The organism is Mesorhizobium sp. M2A.F.Ca.ET.037.01.1.1 (genome assembly GCF_003998075.1).
Taxonomy (GTDB): Bacteria; Pseudomonadota; Alphaproteobacteria; order Rhizobiales; family Rhizobiaceae; genus Mesorhizobium.
Window position 1 is genome coordinate 1 of the sequence record NZ_RZSA01000025.1, and the last position, 15,917, is coordinate 15,917.

General features: G+C 63.4%; 13 protein-coding genes. 10 read left to right on the forward strand and 3 right to left on the reverse strand.

Features of this window, described 5'->3' with window-relative positions; genetic code table 11:
- The 8 genes from tssK to EOA27_RS02740 form a co-directional block, all read left to right on the forward strand.
- The coding region (gene tssK, locus EOA27_RS02705; protein WP_189561945.1) for a type VI secretion system baseplate subunit TssK at positions 1-679 on the forward strand (679 nt) is incomplete at its 5' end.
- Between the two features lie 4 nt (positions 680-683).
- The gene (gene icmH / locus EOA27_RS02710) at positions 684-2,012 is read left to right on the forward strand and encodes a type IVB secretion system protein IcmH/DotU (RefSeq protein WP_127255390.1); all 1,329 of its coding nucleotides are present in this window, start codon (positions 684-686) and stop codon (positions 2,010-2,012) included.
- Position 2,013: 1 nt separating this feature from the next.
- Entirely contained in the window at positions 2,014-5,556 is a 3,543-nt protein-coding gene (tssM, locus tag EOA27_RS02715) for a type VI secretion system membrane subunit TssM (protein ID WP_127255392.1), read from the forward strand.
- On the forward strand, positions 5,538-6,080 hold the full coding sequence (gene tagF, locus EOA27_RS02720; RefSeq protein WP_126079274.1) for a type VI secretion system-associated protein TagF: 543 nt from the start codon (positions 5,538-5,540) through the stop codon (positions 6,078-6,080). The genes tssM and tagF overlap by 19 nt, the downstream gene beginning before the upstream one ends.
- The gene (locus tag EOA27_RS02725; protein ID WP_126079275.1) at positions 6,080-7,183 is read left to right on the forward strand and encodes a DUF2169 domain-containing protein; all 1,104 of its coding nucleotides are present in this window, start codon (positions 6,080-6,082) and stop codon (positions 7,181-7,183) included. The genes tagF and EOA27_RS02725 overlap by 1 nt, the downstream gene beginning before the upstream one ends.
- Positions 7,180-8,202, forward strand: coding sequence for a 3-oxoacyl-ACP synthase (locus tag EOA27_RS02730; RefSeq protein WP_126079276.1), 1,023 nt, complete (start codon positions 7,180-7,182; stop codon positions 8,200-8,202). The genes EOA27_RS02725 and EOA27_RS02730 overlap by 4 nt, the downstream gene beginning before the upstream one ends.
- A complete protein-coding gene (locus EOA27_RS02735) occupies positions 8,202-9,149 on the forward strand; it encodes a DUF4150 domain-containing protein (protein ID WP_126079277.1) in 948 nt (315 codons plus the stop codon). Before EOA27_RS02730 ends, EOA27_RS02735 begins: the two co-directional genes overlap by 1 nt.
- Complete coding sequence (locus EOA27_RS02740) at positions 9,149-10,072, forward strand: hypothetical protein (protein ID WP_126079278.1); 924 nt, start codon at positions 9,149-9,151, stop codon at positions 10,070-10,072. Before EOA27_RS02735 ends, EOA27_RS02740 begins: the two co-directional genes overlap by 1 nt.
- Here the strand turns inward: EOA27_RS02740 and EOA27_RS02745 are convergent.
- The 3 genes from EOA27_RS02745 to tssI are packed head-to-tail and all read right to left on the reverse strand — an operon-like array spanning position 10,069 to position 13,173.
- Positions 10,069-10,419 (reverse strand): hypothetical protein, encoded by a 351-nt coding sequence (locus tag EOA27_RS02745; protein WP_126079279.1) that lies wholly within the window; start codon positions 10,417-10,419, stop codon positions 10,069-10,071. The genes EOA27_RS02740 and EOA27_RS02745 overlap by 4 nt on opposite strands.
- A complete protein-coding gene (locus EOA27_RS02750; protein ID WP_126079280.1) occupies positions 10,416-10,838 on the reverse strand; it encodes a DUF6484 domain-containing protein in 423 nt (140 codons plus the stop codon). Before EOA27_RS02750 ends, EOA27_RS02745 begins: the two co-directional genes overlap by 4 nt.
- 10 nt (positions 10,839-10,848) lie before the next feature.
- The gene (gene tssI, locus EOA27_RS02755) at positions 10,849-13,173 is read right to left on the reverse strand and encodes a type VI secretion system tip protein VgrG (RefSeq protein ID WP_126079281.1); all 2,325 of its coding nucleotides are present in this window, start codon (positions 13,171-13,173) and stop codon (positions 10,849-10,851) included.
- A 308-nt stretch (positions 13,174-13,481) separates the two neighbouring features.
- Here tssI and tagH point away from each other — a divergent pair, with 308 nt between their 5' ends.
- Positions 13,482-14,564: a type VI secretion system-associated FHA domain protein TagH gene (gene tagH / locus EOA27_RS02760; protein ID WP_126079282.1), complete on the forward strand. Its 1,083-nt coding sequence runs from the start codon at positions 13,482-13,484 to the stop codon at positions 14,562-14,564.
- 297 nt (positions 14,565-14,861) lie between these two features.
- On the forward strand, positions 14,862-15,917 hold a 1,056-nt coding region (icmH, locus tag EOA27_RS02765; protein ID WP_145970247.1), incomplete at its 3' end, for a type IVB secretion system protein IcmH/DotU.

Consider the following 15,917-nt stretch of genomic DNA (forward strand, 5'->3'; position numbering starts at 1 on the left):
GATGGTGATGGGCGGGGCCGGCCGCAGCGTCGAGGACCTTTTGATGCTGCACCTCGCCAATGCCGCGCGGCCGCGGCTGGCGCATATGCTGGCGCAGGACGTCTTCCATCCGGCCGAGCTCTATCTCGAACTTGCCGGCCTCGCCGGCGAGATGGCCACCTACGGCTCGAGCTCGCGGCGGCTCGGCGAGTTGCCGGCCTACGACCACATGGCGCCCGGCCCCGCCTATATGGCGCTGGCCGACGCCTTGCGTTCGCTGATCCTCAGCCTGCGCTACATCGAGCCGAAATCGCGCGCGCTTCCAGTCATGCGACACGCGACCAATGTCTGGAAGGTGCGCATCGACAACCCGAAGCTGCTGGTCGCCAGCCGCATCGTCATCCGCGTCGGCTCCGAGCTTTCGGAAGACGCACTGCGCAAGATCTTCGTCAACCAGGCGACGGTCGGCTCGGCCGACCAGTTCGAGGGCCTGTGGAAGTCACGCCTGCCCGGCATTCCGCTGAAGCCGCTGCATTCGCAGCCGCGCGAGATCCCCTATGACGGCGACCGGCTGTGCCTGGAGCTCGACCAGAAGAGCGAGCATTGGGCCTCGCTGCTCGACGCGCCGGGCTTCGTCATCGGCGTTTCCGGCGTGCTGCCGAGCGAGCCGCAGGTCGACTGCTATTCGGTGAACAGGTGAGGCCATGAGCCGGGATGATCCCTTCGGACTGTCGGAGGATCGCGAGCGCACACGCATCCGGCTGACCGGTGCGGCGCCCCGGCCGATGGCACCGCTGGCGCCGGGCGCGCCGGTCAAGCGGGCGCGCGCCCATCCCAACACGCTGATCAATATCTTCGCCCCGCTGCTCGAATTCGCGCCGGAGCTCGAAAGCGCGCTGGCGCCGGAGAACCCGGAAGTGATGCGCACGCGCCTGCTCGACGAGCTGGTGCGGGCGCGCGACGCCGCTGTTGCCGCGGGCTCATCGCTGGAGCGCGCGGACCAGGCGGCCTGGGCCGTGGCGGCGCTGCTCGATGATCTCGCACTCAACACGCCATGGGGCGGCGCCAGCGCCTGGCCGCGCCAGCCGCTTGTGGTCATGCTGCGCGGCGACGTCGATGCCGGCACCCAGTTCTTCACGCGGCTCGACGAGCTGGAGCGGCATCCCAACCGCGACCGCGAGATGCTGGAGCTGCAATATTACTGCCTGGCGCTCGGCTTCCGCGGCAAATACCGGGTGCCCGGCCGCGCCGGCGACCGTTCGCTCAACGCCGTGCGGGTAGCCGCGGCGCGCTTCTTGCGCAATGCGGATGCCGAGGATTCGCCGCTGTCGCCGAACTGGAAAGGCGTGATCGCCTCCGACGAGCCGCAGCGTTTCATCGTGCCGATCTGGGTGATGGCGCTCGCCGCGATTGTCGTCGCCGCTGCCGCTTATGTCGGCCTGTCGATGGGCCTGAGCAGCCAGGCGGTCGAGCTTTCCGCGCTGGTGCGCACGCTGCCGCCGGCCTCGCGCGGCGACGTCACCCGCGCCGCGCCCAAGCAGGATGCTCCTGAACCCGAAGCGCCGCAGCCGGTCGATTTCGCGCTGCTGCCCGAGTTCAAGGCCGCGGCGCCGGATGACCTCAAAGGCGCGCTCAGCGGCACCGAGAGCGTCTCGCTGGCGAAGCTCATCATCCAATCCTCCAATCCCGAGCTGTTCCAGTCGTCGCGGCCGACGCTGACCGAGGGTTACGAGCCGCTGATCGCGTCGATCGCCAAGGTTATCCTCGACAACAAGGAGCTGATCGGAAAGATCACGGTCATCGGCCATACCGACAATGTGCGCCTGCAGAAGTCGAACCCGCTTGCCAGCAACCAGCGCCTGTCGGAAGCGCGCGCCGAGACCATAGCCAAGCTTCTGGTGCAAGCCGGCGTGCCGCCGGAGAGCATCTCATCCGAGGGTCGCGCCGAAACCGATCCGGTGGCCGACAATTCCACTCGGGAAGGCCGCGCGCTCAACCGGCGCGTCGAGGTGTTGGTCGAGAAGAGGCTCTGAGATGTTCATCCTGCGCTTCCTCTGGGCTGTCATCACATCGCGTTTCCTGTGGACGCTGATCGGCATCGCGCTGCTTTCACTGCTGATCTGGGTGTTCGGGCCGATCGTGCAGGTCGGCCCTTACGCGCCGTTCGAGTCCGAGAATGTGCGCATCGCCATCATCGCCGGGCTGATCATCCTGTGGCTGATCTGGCTGATCATCGCGCAGCGCCGCGCGATCCGCGCCAACCGCATGTTCGTCGCCGAGATCGCGGCGCCTGTTCAGGAAAAGCAGCTCACGCCTGGAGAGGAGAGCGTCGCGGCCGTCGGCGCCAAGTTCGGCGAGGTGATGGCCGAGCTCAAGCGGCGCAAGCTCGGCGGCCGGAAATTTCTGCGCGAGATGCCCTGGTATGTGATCGTCGGTCCGCCGGCCACCGGCAAGACCACGGCCTTGCGCCAGTCGGGACTCAATTTCCCGATCGACCTCACCGACGATCTGCAGGGCGTCGGCGGCACGCGCAATTGCGACTGGTTCTTTTCCGAGAACGCGGTGCTGATCGACACCGCCGGCCGCTATGTCCAGCAGGAGAGCCAGCCGGATGTCGACGCGACGGAATGGCTGGGCTTCCTCGACCTGTTGAAGAAGCACCGGGGCCGCCGCGCGCTGAACGGCGTCATCGTCGCACTGTCGATCGACGCGCTGTCGGAGGGCGACGAGGCGATCAAGGCGCATGGCCGCAAAATCCGCCGCCGGCTGGCGGAGCTGAACGACCGGCTGGAGATCCGCCTGCCCGTCTACCTGATGCTGACCAAGGCCGACCTGATCAAAGGCTTCGAAGCCTTCTTCGGCGGTCTGTCGACGACGGCGCGCGAGCAGGTGTGGGGGACGACTTTTCCGCTCGACGCCCGCGTCAACGCTGGCACCATCCAGACGGAGCTCGCCAGGCTCGCCGCCGAGCTGGAGCGGCGGCTGGTGCCGCGGCTGGAAGACGAGGACAAGCTTGGCCAGCGCGCCGAGATCTTCCGTTTCCCGGCGCAGCTGGCGAGCCTGTCCGAGCCGATCCAGGTGCTGGTCGAGGCGATGTTCGGCGAGAGCCGCTACGAGGAAGCCGCCTGGCTGCGCGGCCTCTATCTGACCTCGGCGACACAGGAAGGCGCGCCGATCGACCGGTTGACCGCGGCGCTGTCGTCATCCTTCGGACTGCCGCCGCGTCGCGCCATGGCGGCGGCGCGCGTCGAGAAGCGCAGCTTCTTCCTGCGCAATCTGCTTACCGAAGTGATCTTCAAGGAGGCCGGCCTCGGCACGTTCGATCCGCTGGCGCAGCGTCGCCGCGCCTGGATCTGGCGCGGCGCGGCAGCGGCCTGCGCGCTCGCGGCGCTGCTCGCCGGCGGGCTGTTCACCTGGTCCTATCTCGACAACCGCAATGCGATCACCGAACAGGCGGGCCAGTTCGAGGCTTTGCAGCAGCCGCTGACCGACGTCGCCGCCATGCCGGCCGCGGTCGAGCAGCCGACCATGGACGGCGCGCTGGCGGCGATGGACGCGGTGGCGGCGGCGAGAACCGCGCCGCCGGATGCCGTCCACAATCTGCTCGGCCCAACCGCTTCGGCTGAGCTGGTGCGGGCGCAGACCGACACTTACGACCATGCGCTGCGCAACGTGCTGGAGCCGCATATGGTCGCGCTGCTCGAAGCCACGATGTGGCGGCAGATCCGCGACCCGGATTTCATGCTCGGCGCGCTGAAGACCTACCGCATGATGACCGGCCTGTCGCAGATGGACACCGATTTCGTGCAGAACTGGTGGGTGAACAGCCTGCCGCAATTCGCGCCCGCGCCGCCCTTCCCCACCGCGGACGCCGAAGAGCACCAGCTTGCCGCGATCCGCCGCATGGCGGTCGACGACAGCTATATCGCCCCGGACAAGGAACTGGTCGCCGAGGCGCTGAAGACGGTGTGCACGATCTCGCTGCCGGAGCGCGCCTATAAGCAGCTTCTGGCCGACCCGGAAGTGGCGGCGGTCAAGGAATGGGTGCCGGCCAATTTCGCCGGACCGAACGGCGCCAAGGTGTTCGCGCGCCGCTCCGACAAGACGCTGCGCGTCGGCGTTCCAGGCCCCTATACCTATGCCGGTTTCCATGACGCCGTTCTCGACCGGGTCGAGGATGTCGCCGGCCAGGCAGCGCTCGACCGCGCCGTGTTTGCCGGCGGCTGTTCGGAGAATTCGGAGACGTCGGTGTCGGCGCTGTCGGAAGATATCCTGAAGCTCTATTACGACGACTATATCGCGCAGTGGGATTCCTTCCTGCGCGACATGCGGCTTGCGCCGCTGACCGACCTCAATGTCGCCAGCGAGAACCTCAAGGATCTGTCCAGCGCCGACTCGGCATTGAAGCGCCTGTTGACGGCCGTGGTGCAGGAGACGGACCTCACCCGCTCCGACGACGCGGCGGCCGACGACAAGAGCGGCGGCGCCGCCAAGACCGGCTCGAAGCTTTTGAGCAAGCTCGGCAAACTGGGCAAGGTGGTGAAGACGGGAGCGAAGTTGCTGCCGCGCGCCGGCTCGGCCGATCAGGTCGACATGACCGGCAGCCTGGTGGCCGAGCATTTCAAGCCGCTCAAGGGCACGATCGCGCAGGTCGACGGCCAGCCGCCGGCGCTCGATGCCGCCGTCGTGGCGCTGACGGCGCTGTCCAATGTGCTGCAGACCGTGACCGCCAACCCCGATCCGCAGGATGCCATCAAGAAGCAGGGTGGGCTGGCCGAACTGACGGGCGCAGTGGCGAGGCAGGCGCAGATCCTGCCCTCGCCGATCAACGACTGGCTGGGCGGCATTGCCGGCGACACCAGCGGCCTGTCGCAGAAGGCCGTCACCAACGAGCTCAACGCCATCTGGCGCGCCGACATCCTGCCCTTCTGCCAGGCGGCGCTCAACAACCGCTATCCGTTCAGCCCGGAGAGCGCCGTCGACGTCAATGTGCGCGACTTCCAGCGGCTGTTCGGGCCGACCGGCCTGATCGATGCCTTCACCAACGACCATCTGATCAACTATGTCGACACCGCCAGCGAGCCGTGGAAATGGCGCGCCGATTTCGGCCTCGATCCAGCGGCGCTGGCAGCCTTCGAGCAGGCGCGTCACATCCGCGACGACCTGTTCCCCGGCGGCACCGGGCCAGTGATGAATTTCACGCTGGAGCCGAAGGACCTGTCGCCCAACGTGGCGCGGGTGACGCTCAACCTCGATGGCCAGAACCTCGTCTATTACAACAACGCGACGAGGCCGCAGCCGATGACGTGGCCAGGCAAGGACGGCACAGGCGTAATCTCGCTCGCCTTCCAGCCGGTCGACGGCTCGCCAGAAGTGATGCTCAACGAAACCGGCAGTTGGGCGTTGCTGAGAATGCTGCGCGGCGGCCGCTTCAACGCGACCAAGCTCACCGACGTCTACAGCCTGCGGCTCGGCACCAAGGGGATGTGGGCCGATTTCGAGCTCAAGGCGGCCAGCGTCGAGAACCCCTACACGTTAGAGATGTTCAAGAAGTTCACATGTCCGCCGCAGATCTGACCCTGCCCGGCTGCTACGGCAAGATGCCTGCCGCCGGCGACTTCGTGACGCGGCGGCTGCCGGGCGATTTCGTGCGTGTGTGGGACCGCTGGCTGGCGCAGCACATCGTGCCGTTGTTCGGGCTCGAGACCTGGCCAATGGGCACGGCGCTGCGCTTCCTGGCCGGCCCCGGCTCCTTCGGTGCCTCGGCGGGTATCGTGCTGCAGAGCGCCGACCGAGTCGGCAGGCGGTTCCCGCTCAGCGTCGTCGCAAGGCTGTCCGAAGCACCCCTCAAGCTGGCTTATGCAGACGCGTGGTTCGAAGGGATCGAGAATGCGGCGCTGGCCGCGCAGCGCGGAGAGCTGACACCCGACGAACTGGACGCGGTGCTTGCGGCCCTGTCCGTTCCGCCTGTCGACGGCGAGGGCGATGTCATCGACGGCTTCGTGGCGTGGACGGCGCATACGGATGTCTTCGACATCGATCCGCAGGCGCCGCAAGCGACGCTCGAGCAGATCTTCGCCGCAAGCTGGGAGACCAGCTGATGCAGATCTGGAACCAGATGGGCTATCCGCACCAGTTCACCATGGGCATGGACAAGGCCGGCCACGAGTGGCTGGTGGTGGTGGTGAAGGGCACCTTTGATTTCCCGACGAAACCGGGCGGGCTGGTGCAAAAATCGGCCGAGCAGGTGCCGCTGGTGATGGCCGACACGCACACCGGCGTGCCGGGCTATTCGGCGACGCTGTGGGAGACGGATTTCGCCTTCCGTAAGCCGCGCTGCGATGTCATCGCCAATGGCTGCGCCTATGCGCCGGGAGGGCGCCCAGCCGAGCGCGTGCCGGTCGGCATCAAGATCGGCAACTGGTCGAAGCTTTTCGAAGTCGTCGGGCACCGTGAGTGGCGGGCTATAGGACCGGTGTTCACCGCCACGGCGCCGCAGCCCTTCCTGAAGTTGCCGATTTCCTACGACGTAGCCTGGGGCGGCGTCGACCGGCTCGACCCCGAGGACCAGTTGCCCGCCAGCTACAAGCACAACCCGGTCGGCACCGGCTGGTCGCGCACCAGGAACCAGCGCCTCATTCCGGGCCTGCGGCTACCTAATACGCAGGCAATCGACGAGGAAATCCGCTCACCCTTCGGAGACTACAAGCCGATGAGCTTCGGGCCGATGGGCCGCGGCTGGCCCGGCCGCATCGAATATGGCGGAACGTATGACCAGAATTGGATCGACAACGTCTTCCCGTTCTTGCCTGAGGATTTCGACGAGCGCTATTTCCAGATGGCGCCGCGGGACCAGCAAATCGACCACCCGCGCGGCGGCGAGGAAGTGGTGCTGATGAACCTGACGCCCGAGGAGCGCGTCAGCTTTCGGCTGCCGTCTACCGCGTTACAGATGACATTGTTTAAGGGCAGGGAGATAGCTTACGCGGCCGACGTACTTCCAGACACAGTCCTTCTCGATACTGAGAATCGGCGTTTCTCACTGGTCTGGCGTGTCTCGCAGCGCATCCAGCGGACCATCCTGGATTTCTCGGAGTGCTGGGTTGGGCCGCCGACGCCAGCAATGCTGAGAGCAAGGAACAAGGGAAAACGATACATCCGCATCAACCGCATCGTCCCAGCACAAGAGAGCAAAGCTGCATGAGTGCGAAGCTCGATATCGTTTCCATCGGCATGGTCACAGCTGTCGGCCTCGACGCGCCATCGGCCTGCGCGGCAATGCGGGCACGGGTTGACGGATTCCAGCAAACGCGAATCAGGGGCGCGGCTGGCGAATGGCTGACCGGTGCTCCGATAACGCTTCCTCGCAACTGGGTCGGCGACAGACGCATGGCGCATCTAGCGGCCGGTGCCATTTGCGAAGCGTTCGAACGTATACCGGAGGCGCGCGGCCAAACTGCGTTGATCCTCTGCCTTCCTGAGGGAGACCGGCCGGGCCGGGCAGTCAGCGACAATTCCGTCTTGATCCGGCGCATTGCCGAAATCGTCGAGTTGGAACCGCACCCAAGTTCCAGAACAATAGCGCACGGGCGACCCTCAGGCGTTGTCGCATTGGATCATGCACGCCGGCTGCTGGCGTCAGGCGAGGTGCCTTATGTGATGATTGCTGGTGTCGATAGCTATCTGACAAGCCAGACAGTCGCCCACTATCTTTCGCGCAACCGACTCCTAACCGCTCAAAATCCTAACGGGTTCATACCTGGCGAGGCGGCGGCCGCCATTATCTGCACGCAAGGCCAACAGAGAGGAATTCGATTGTTCGGTCTCGGGCTGTCACGTGAAAATGCATCAATCTACAACGCCGAGGATCTGCCATTTCGAGCCGACGGCATGACGGCCGCCTACCGCGCGGCGTTTGAGGAAACCGGGATCGAAATGAACCGCCTCGGGTACCGGATAGCCGACCTCGTAGGAGAGCAGTACTGGTTCAAGCAAAGCGCGCTGGCCAGCCTGCGCTTGCTACGGGGAAGACATGAGTTTCAAGATATCTGGTCACCCGGGGAATCTCTCGGCAATGTCGGCGCAGCCGTGGTGCCGCTGATGCTCGGCATGGCCTTCACGGCCGCGCGCAAGGGCTATGCTGCTGGCAATCCGGTCTTGATCGAGGCATCGAACGATGCCGGCGCCTGCGGGGCAGCCATCGTGGCATCGAGGGCAGCATAATGGGTGGAGTGTTCGCCAACGGCCTCGAAATCTCCGGCAAGGCTGTGAACGCCCAGACCATCGCCGCATTCCCGGACGTCTGCTTCACACCACCGGAAAATCCCGCGACTCCGCCTGGAGTACCCATCCCCTATCCCAGCTTTGGAATGGCGAGCGACACTGAGCAAGGCACCGGCACTGTCAAGATCGGCGGCAAGACCGTCAACATCAAGAACAAATCCGACCTGTCCAGAACATCCGGCACGGAAGCCGGCTGCGCCGCGAAGAAAGGCGTCATCACCTCAAAAAATACAGGAAAGGGCTATTTCAACTCATGGTCCAACGATGTGAAATTCGATGGCGAACCTGTCATACGCATGACGGATCTGGCCACCAACAACCATGCATCGCCAACCGGAAACACGGTCACCTGGCCTCATACAGCGGCCATAACCGTCAACGGGCAGGATTGCGCAACAATATTGAACAATGTCGGGATTTACGTCCATCAACACAAGGATTCTGATTGCGCGCATCCAACGGAGTCCGAGCACTGCTTCGAGAATCAAATGTTCCAGAGGAGTCGCGGCGGCCAGAATTATTCTGGCTGGGGCAATTACGATGTCGACACCGCGCCGTGCATCTGCATGGAATCTTATAAGAAGACCAAGACTGGTTATCGCAAGTCCGGATCTGGATCGAAACGCGACTCGCCGCACCACAAAAAAACAAAGAGGGTTCGCGATTTCCTGAAGAAGAAGCGCAGTCCGACTTTGGGCGATGCTATCAAGGAGGTGCAGCAGGCAGTTGGTGACCATCACGAGAAGCTGCAGAGCTGCACCAAACAAGAAAAGAAGGATGCACTCGAATGCCTGAAGCTCGTGCTTCTCGACTACCTCGTTGATTGCGCAAGGGCGCCCAAGCCAACCCACGCCGAGTTGCTGAACAAGCCGATAAGGAAGAAGTGATGCGTGAGCCCGAAACCATAGCCGACTTTGACCCGGAAGAAATCGATGTGCAGGCCGTGGACGGCTTCCACCACGGTGGCAGTCGTTTCAGCGCCAGTTTCGAGTTGAGCGACCCCGATGACGAATTCAGCCGGTCCTATCTCCTGGAAATCGAGATGGGGCGAACCATCCGCTTCAATGCACGACTCCAGATCGAGGACGCAATCCGCTCGCATATCAGTTTCGGCCCGCAAGACCATATTGCGCTTGAGCTTGGAGGGATCATCCACGACCTTCCGCCGGACTCGGCATCACGCGAGGAACTGCCCGAAGGCGCGCTGACGCGCCTGTGGGGCCTATCGCGCGACCGGGTCTTTGCGATCGGCGATCTTGGCGTAAGCTATGTGCATGAGCGTGGCCAATGGAGTCAGTTGGATACCTTTGAGCAGGCTGTGCTCAACGATATCCATGGCCGCAAGAATCAGCCAATCTATTGCGTCGGCGACCGAGGGATTCTCCTGAGACTCAACGGGCGGCGCTGGGATCGTATCGATTTGGGCGTCGAGGACAACTTCAAGACCGTCCTAGCTGGCTCCCAAGGTGAGGTATATATTGGCGGCGCAAACGGAGCGGCTTACGAGTTGCGCGACAGCCAGTTGATTGCCCTCAAAGCTGACGAGGTCGACTACTACGACATTTGCGAATTTCGCGGCAAAAGATATTGGTCCGACACGAGCTATGGCGTTTCCGTGCAGAAGGGACATCAACTCGTGCCGCTGCTGGAAACGGAGCAAGGCTTTACGATGTCGGCGACCGAGGAGTTTCTTGTTGTCGCGGGGTGGCACGAATTCTTCTTGTTCGACGGCACTGAGTGGTCCGGCTTCGAATTGGGCTATGACGGCAACATCTTTCTGCGAACGGTCGACATGAGCAACTATCGCTAAAGCCGTTTCCGCCTCAGCGTCACCGCCAGATATTGCCTCACTTTGATGAGGTCCAAATCCACAATCTGGATCGGCTTTGAGGCAGCCAGCATGCGTAACACGAAGAGTTCTCCGGCTTCAGGGAATTCCTCATAGCGCTCCTGCGCAATTTTTCTGCCCTGATCTCCGGCAACCCGCAGACCATCAAGATGCGCATCCAACCGTTCGACCAGGCGGGCAAGACGTACTTCGTCCATCTCCGGATTTTCGTCGGGATTAAGCAGGTGATGGTCGTAAATCGTCCAAAGGAAAGCCGCCATTTCGGCGTGCTGTCGGACAATATCGCGCAGGACTGGCGCTGCCATCAATTCAGATTCACCGAGCCGCCACGGATACGATTTGCGGCGCTGGCGTGGCTCGTAACATAAGTGCCGCGGATGGTGATATGGCCATCTTTCTCCATGATGATCGTGGCTTTGCCACAGCGAAGTTCTACCCGCTCTTCTCCTACGATCTTGACTTCTTTGCTGTCGCGTATGACGTGCAATTGTGGCTTGCGGCTTGGCTCCACAATACGTCCGACGATTAAGGGCCGACGAACGTCCCCCTCTTCAAACAATAGCGCAACTTCGGAACCGACCATTTGGGAGTTGATTTCGGACAGGCTTCGCGCCCTCACAGCGGTCTCGCTCGCATTGCCTGGGAATACAACGAGCGGCGCTTCGTCGTCGAAACCCAGAAACACTCCTATCACCACCCCATCGATCCGCTTTCGGGTCTTGGTCATCCAGCCGCCCTCAGTTCTGTTTTATCTCCGAACCCTTCATCGTGATGTCGCTTGACGCCTTCACGTTGATCTTGCCGGAGCCCTTTACCGAGATATCCTTGCCCTCGATATTGATAGTTCCGTCTTTCTTCATTGAGATTGCCGCAGACCCGCACTTGATCACAATGGAGTCGCCGGCCTCAATAAGCAGGTCCTTGCCGATCTTAATGGCACCGTCCTCCCCAACCTCCACCAAGCTACCTTTGGCGATTTTAAGGGAACGCGCACCTCCGACCTCGGTGGCGTCATCCTCGGCAATTTTGGAATCGCGTCCTTTGCCTATCTGTGAAGTGTGTGCCCCTCCGACGGTGAAACTCTGATCGGCTCCAACATTGACGGTTTGGGCCGCCCCGATGTTCCAGCTATCCGCAGAACCGACATCGTGACTCTGATTCGTGCCGACACTGACGGATCGTGACACGCCGATCGTATTAGTCTGAGACGCCCCAACGGTCCTCGCCTCAGCCGCTCCCACCGTATCGACGCGCGCCACGCCCACCGTGACTGTCTGATTGAGCCCCACCGTCTGCGAATGGTTCGCATCGATGTTCTCGGTCGAATTCGAAACGACGTGGATCGTCTCATTCGCCATCACCGTCAGCGAGCGGTCCTTGCCCACCGTCTCGGTGTCGTTGCTGCCGATATTCGTCGTCTGGTCGACGCCTATCTTGACCGTCTTGTTGTTGCCGACGTCTTCGTCGAGGTCGTGGCCGACGGAATGCTTGGCGTCGTGGTCTATGCGGTCGGACTGGTCGTGCTGGACCGTCTTGTTGCGGTCGTGCTTGATCAGCAAATGGTGGTCCTTCTGGGCCTGGAAGTTGACCAGCTCGGAGCCGGCCTTGTCCTCGAACATCAGCTCGTTGTAGCCGCCGCCACCCTTCGAGGAATTCGACTTCCATCCGGATTGCGTGGCGTTGCCCGGCAGCCCGTAGGGCGGCATCTGCGAGGCGTTGTAGACGCGGCCGGTAATTATCGGCAGATCCGGGTCGCCCTCGATGAAATCGACGATGACCTCCTGGCCGATGCGCGGGATCTGGATGAAGCCCCAGTTGCTGCCGGCCCAGGTCTGCGAGACGCGCACGAAGCAGGATGAGTTCTGGTCCTTCTTGCCGAGCCTGTCCCAATGGAACTGCACCTTCACGCGGGCATATTTGTCGGTGAAGATTTCCTCGCCCGAGGGGCCGACCACCGTTGCCGTCTGCGGGCCGCGCATGATCGGCCGCGGCGTGATGCGCGGCGGGCGATAGGGCAATTTGGTGGGAGCCACGCCCAGCACCACCTTGAAATTCTCGTTGTGGGCCTCGTTCTGGGTCCGGTAGCCCGGGTCGAACAGCCGGTATTCGGCGCTGACCACAAGATAGTCCTGGTTCTGGTCGTCGCGCGGAAAGCTCTCCAGCGTGAACTTGCAGCCGGAAAAAAGGCCGCGTATCGTGCCCACGGCCGTGCTGTGCTGGTGCACGGCCTGAAGCTCCTCGCGGCGGATTCCGGCGATCTTGTCGCCGCGCCCGACATCGAGATGCGCGCCTGGCTGGCGATAGTTCTCGCCGGACGCTTCCTTGTGGGCGAAAGGCTGGGCGGATTTCGCCATCAGGTCGGCGCCGGGCTTCTCGAAATCATAGTCGGTGTGGGCATAGGCGCCCGGCCGCACCGCGCTGCCAGGTATCCATTCGGTGATGTATTCGACATCGCGCCGCGAGGCCTGGCCCTCGAAGTTGTAAAGCACCTTCTCGTAACCGGGCGCCGGCTTCAGCTTGCTCATCGCGTCGCAGAGGATGAGCGTGTGCTTGCCCTCGTCATGCTCGAAGAAATAGAAGATGCCTTCGTGCTCGAGCAGCCGCTGTACGAAATCGAGATCGCTCTCGTCATACTGCACGCAATATTCGCGCTGGGGATAGGAGCCCTGCAGCCGCTTCTCGAATTTGGCGATGCCATATTTCGAGAAGATCTTCTCGACGATCTCCACCGCCGTCATGTTCTGGAAGATGCGGCAATCGGTGGTGTTGCCGAGGAACCAGAGCCACGGCCTGACGGTCGCCTCGTAGAAAGCCAGCCGATCCTCGATGCGGGTCAGCTTGAAATCCGACACGAGGCCGCTGAACCAGCGCTTCGGATCGGACTCGCCCTCGACCGAAACGACGCCGCCCAGCATCTTCAGCGGGTCGATGTCGCGGTTCTTCGAGACGAAGCCGACGGTATAGGCGAAGCAGCGACTGATCTCATCGCGGCCGATGAGATGAGTGAAGGTCAGGTCGGAGCCAGCCGGCGTCTGTACAACCGTGGCACGTTCGTTCGGCATGGGTCGTGCCCCTCCTCGACGCGGCCGCCAGTGTGATGGTTTGAAACCCCCGCTCTATTAACTGCATCACGTTCGGGAGCGTTCGAGTTCACCGCACCGTATCCGCGTCAGCCTAGCACATGTTTGAGGGAGGCCAAATAATAGCGATGGCTAAAGCGCGCCCACGCGCCGATGTGAAACGCTCCTCTCCCGCTCGGCTTGCAAGCTGCTAGAATAGCAGAGCAATTCCGGAACGGCGCTCAATGGTTTTCCGCCCGGAATTGCGCGACAGATAAGCATTTGTTGACCAAGTTCGGCGACGCTTCCGGATGTTCATCTCTCTCCAGATCAGCAATGTCGACAGGCTGCCGGCCGGCACCGCCGCCAGCTATGCCGCCCGCGACCGCAGCTTCGAGATCGGCCGCGAGAATTGCGACTGGACATTGTCCGATCCGGACAAGTTCATCTCGGGCCGCCATTGCGAGGTCCGCTTCCAGGCGGGTTCGTTCTGGCTCTACGACCTCTCGCGCAACGGCACTTTCGTCAACGGCTCCAGCCAGCGCATGGCCGGGCCGCACCGGCTGGCACAGGGCGACCGGCTGCTGATCGGCCGCTATGTCGTCGGCGTTTCGATCGAAGACGAGAGAGCCGCGACCGGACATCCGCAGACCAGGACCGGATCGACGCAGCGCGAGCTGCCGCCCTCGACTGGCCGGCCGCTGGATCCCGGCCATGAACCGTTCCTCAATCCGGCGGAGCAGCGACCGTCCGGGCCGGCGCCCGTCTCGACATCCTCTGCGTTGCAACAGCCGGGGCCGGCAGTCCCGGCCAACCGGCCCGCGGAAGCGGATGCGATGTTGCGAGAAATCGCCAGGGCGGCGGGCATCGCTCCAGACTTGCTGCAGTCGCGCGATCCTCACGACGTCGCGGCCGAGATCGGCGCGGTGCTGAGAACCACGGTCGAGCAACTGTCCCTGCTGCTCAAGGCGCGCGCGGCGGCGAAGGTGCTCGCCAAGAGCGCGAACCGCACGATGATCGGCGCCGAGGACAACAACCCGCTGAAATTCGTGCCGGGCACCGACGACATATTGGAGATCATGTTCGCTAAGCGCAGGGCGGGCTATCTCGATGCCAGGCGCAGCATCGAGGATGCGTTCCGCGACCTGAAGGCCCATGAGATCGCAACCTATGCCGCCATGCAGGCGGCGCTGTCGCGGCTGCTCGACGACCTGTCGCCGGAGGCGATCGCGAAGAAAATTCCGCCTGCGTCCTTCTCGTCCAGGAAGAGCCAGGCCTGGGATGCGCTCGTCGCGACATGGCGGGCGATGGAAGACAAGCATGAGAACGGCATGCTGGATGTCTTCCTCGCCTATTTCGCCGAAGCCTACGCCAAGGCCGACAAGCAGAAATAGCCGTACAGGCACGGACCACGCCGGCCGTATGTGACGGGCCTCATAGAAGAAGCGGCCGCTTCGAGCATCTTGCTTCCGGATTTCAATCGGCGGCCCGTTTCAATTGGGTATCCGGGCGACTAGAATGCACAAGGACGCCAGCCCGGCGGGCAAGGCGGCGAGGCTTGGGGCGTGTGCAGCAATGTCATGTTTCGGCGAGATGAGCCTTTCCAAGCGGCCCGCCGCCGAGGTTCAGCCTGAAACGCGTTTCCCCAGCCGAAAACATGCCCCTTGCGGCTTGAAGGCGGGGGGCCGCCGATGAGCTCGAAGGACCACCCCTCCGGGCCGGTGGACAAGACCGTCATCCGCGCGCCGCGACCGAAGCAGAGACCGCTTGCGGCTGCGGAGAAGCCCGGTCCCGAAAGCGTGCGGCCAGCCCTATCGCCTTCCCGCGAAGCGACGGTGTTCGATCCCGGTGGCGGCCGGCAGATACCTACCGGCTGGTCGTCCGGAACCGTGCTCTTCCAAGGGCCAACTCCGGGCACCGCAGCGAATGCGGCGCCGGGCGTGCAGCAGGATGCCTTGCTCGATGCCGCCTCCGGCGTGAAATACGCTGCCGCCAACCCGATCCTTGCCGCGGCGGCACCGCTGCTGATGCTTCTCGGTCAATTGCGACTGATGCCGGTCGACCGACAAGCCGCACCCTTGGCGGAGCATATCGCCGACGCGATCGAGACCTTCGACCTTGCTATCGCGAAGGCAGGCGTGGCCGAGGAAGACGCACGGATCGCCAAATTCGCGCTTTGCGAAACCGCCGACGACCTTGTCGGCAATCTGCCCTGGCCAAGCAAGGACAGTTGGCTTCAGCACGCCCTGATGGCACGGTTCTTTCAGACCCAACCGACCGGCGCCGGTTTCTACGAAGCCCTCAACAACATCCTCGCCACGCCGGAAGCGCATTACGACCTGCTCGAACTGATGCATGCCTGCCTGTCGCTGGGGTTCGAGGGCCAGTATCGCGGGCTGGCCAAGGAACGGGATACGCTCGAACGCGTCCGGCGCGACGTCTACGACACGCTGCGCTACTTCAAGCCGCGCGCCGGCGAAGACATCTCGCCCCACTGGCAAGGCATGGCGGCGGCGCTGCCGAAGCCGAGGGCGCGGCTGCCGCTCTGGGCGGTCGCGGCCGCCGCGGCGACGCTGGTCACGGCGGCCTTCTTCGGGCTGCGGGTGCTGATCACCGATGAAGGCGACGCGACGGCGGGAGAGTTGCTGGCGCTCAACCCCTCGACGCCCGTCACCATCGAGCGCGCCAGCGTGGCGGCGCCCACTGAGCCGGCGCAAGCCGCCCCGCCGCCGCCAGCGGTTCCGGAC

Excerpts from the sequence above, each read along its gene's own strand:
- icmH (WP_127255390.1), top strand. The coding sequence starts at position 684 with ATGAGCCGGGATGATCCCTTCGGACTGTCGGAGGATCGCGAGCGCACA.
- tssM (WP_127255392.1), top strand. The coding sequence starts at position 2,014 with ATGTTCATCCTGCGCTTCCTCTGGGCTGTCATCACATCGCGTTTCCTG.
- tagF (WP_126079274.1), top strand. The coding sequence starts at position 5,538 with ATGTCCGCCGCAGATCTGACCCTGCCCGGCTGCTACGGCAAGATGCCT.
- EOA27_RS02725 (WP_126079275.1), top strand. The coding sequence starts at position 6,080 with ATGCAGATCTGGAACCAGATGGGCTATCCGCACCAGTTCACCATGGGC.
- EOA27_RS02730 (WP_126079276.1), top strand. The coding sequence starts at position 7,180 with ATGAGTGCGAAGCTCGATATCGTTTCCATCGGCATGGTCACAGCTGTC.
- EOA27_RS02735 (WP_126079277.1), top strand. The coding sequence starts at position 8,202 with ATGGGTGGAGTGTTCGCCAACGGCCTCGAAATCTCCGGCAAGGCTGTG.
- EOA27_RS02740 (WP_126079278.1), top strand. The coding sequence starts at position 9,149 with ATGCGTGAGCCCGAAACCATAGCCGACTTTGACCCGGAAGAAATCGAT.
- EOA27_RS02750 (WP_126079280.1), bottom strand. The coding sequence starts at position 10,838 with ATGACCAAGACCCGAAAGCGGATCGATGGGGTGGTGATAGGAGTGTTT.
- tssI (WP_126079281.1), bottom strand. The coding sequence starts at position 13,173 with ATGCCGAACGAACGTGCCACGGTTGTACAGACGCCGGCTGGCTCCGAC.
- tagH (WP_126079282.1), top strand. The coding sequence starts at position 13,482 with ATGTTCATCTCTCTCCAGATCAGCAATGTCGACAGGCTGCCGGCCGGC.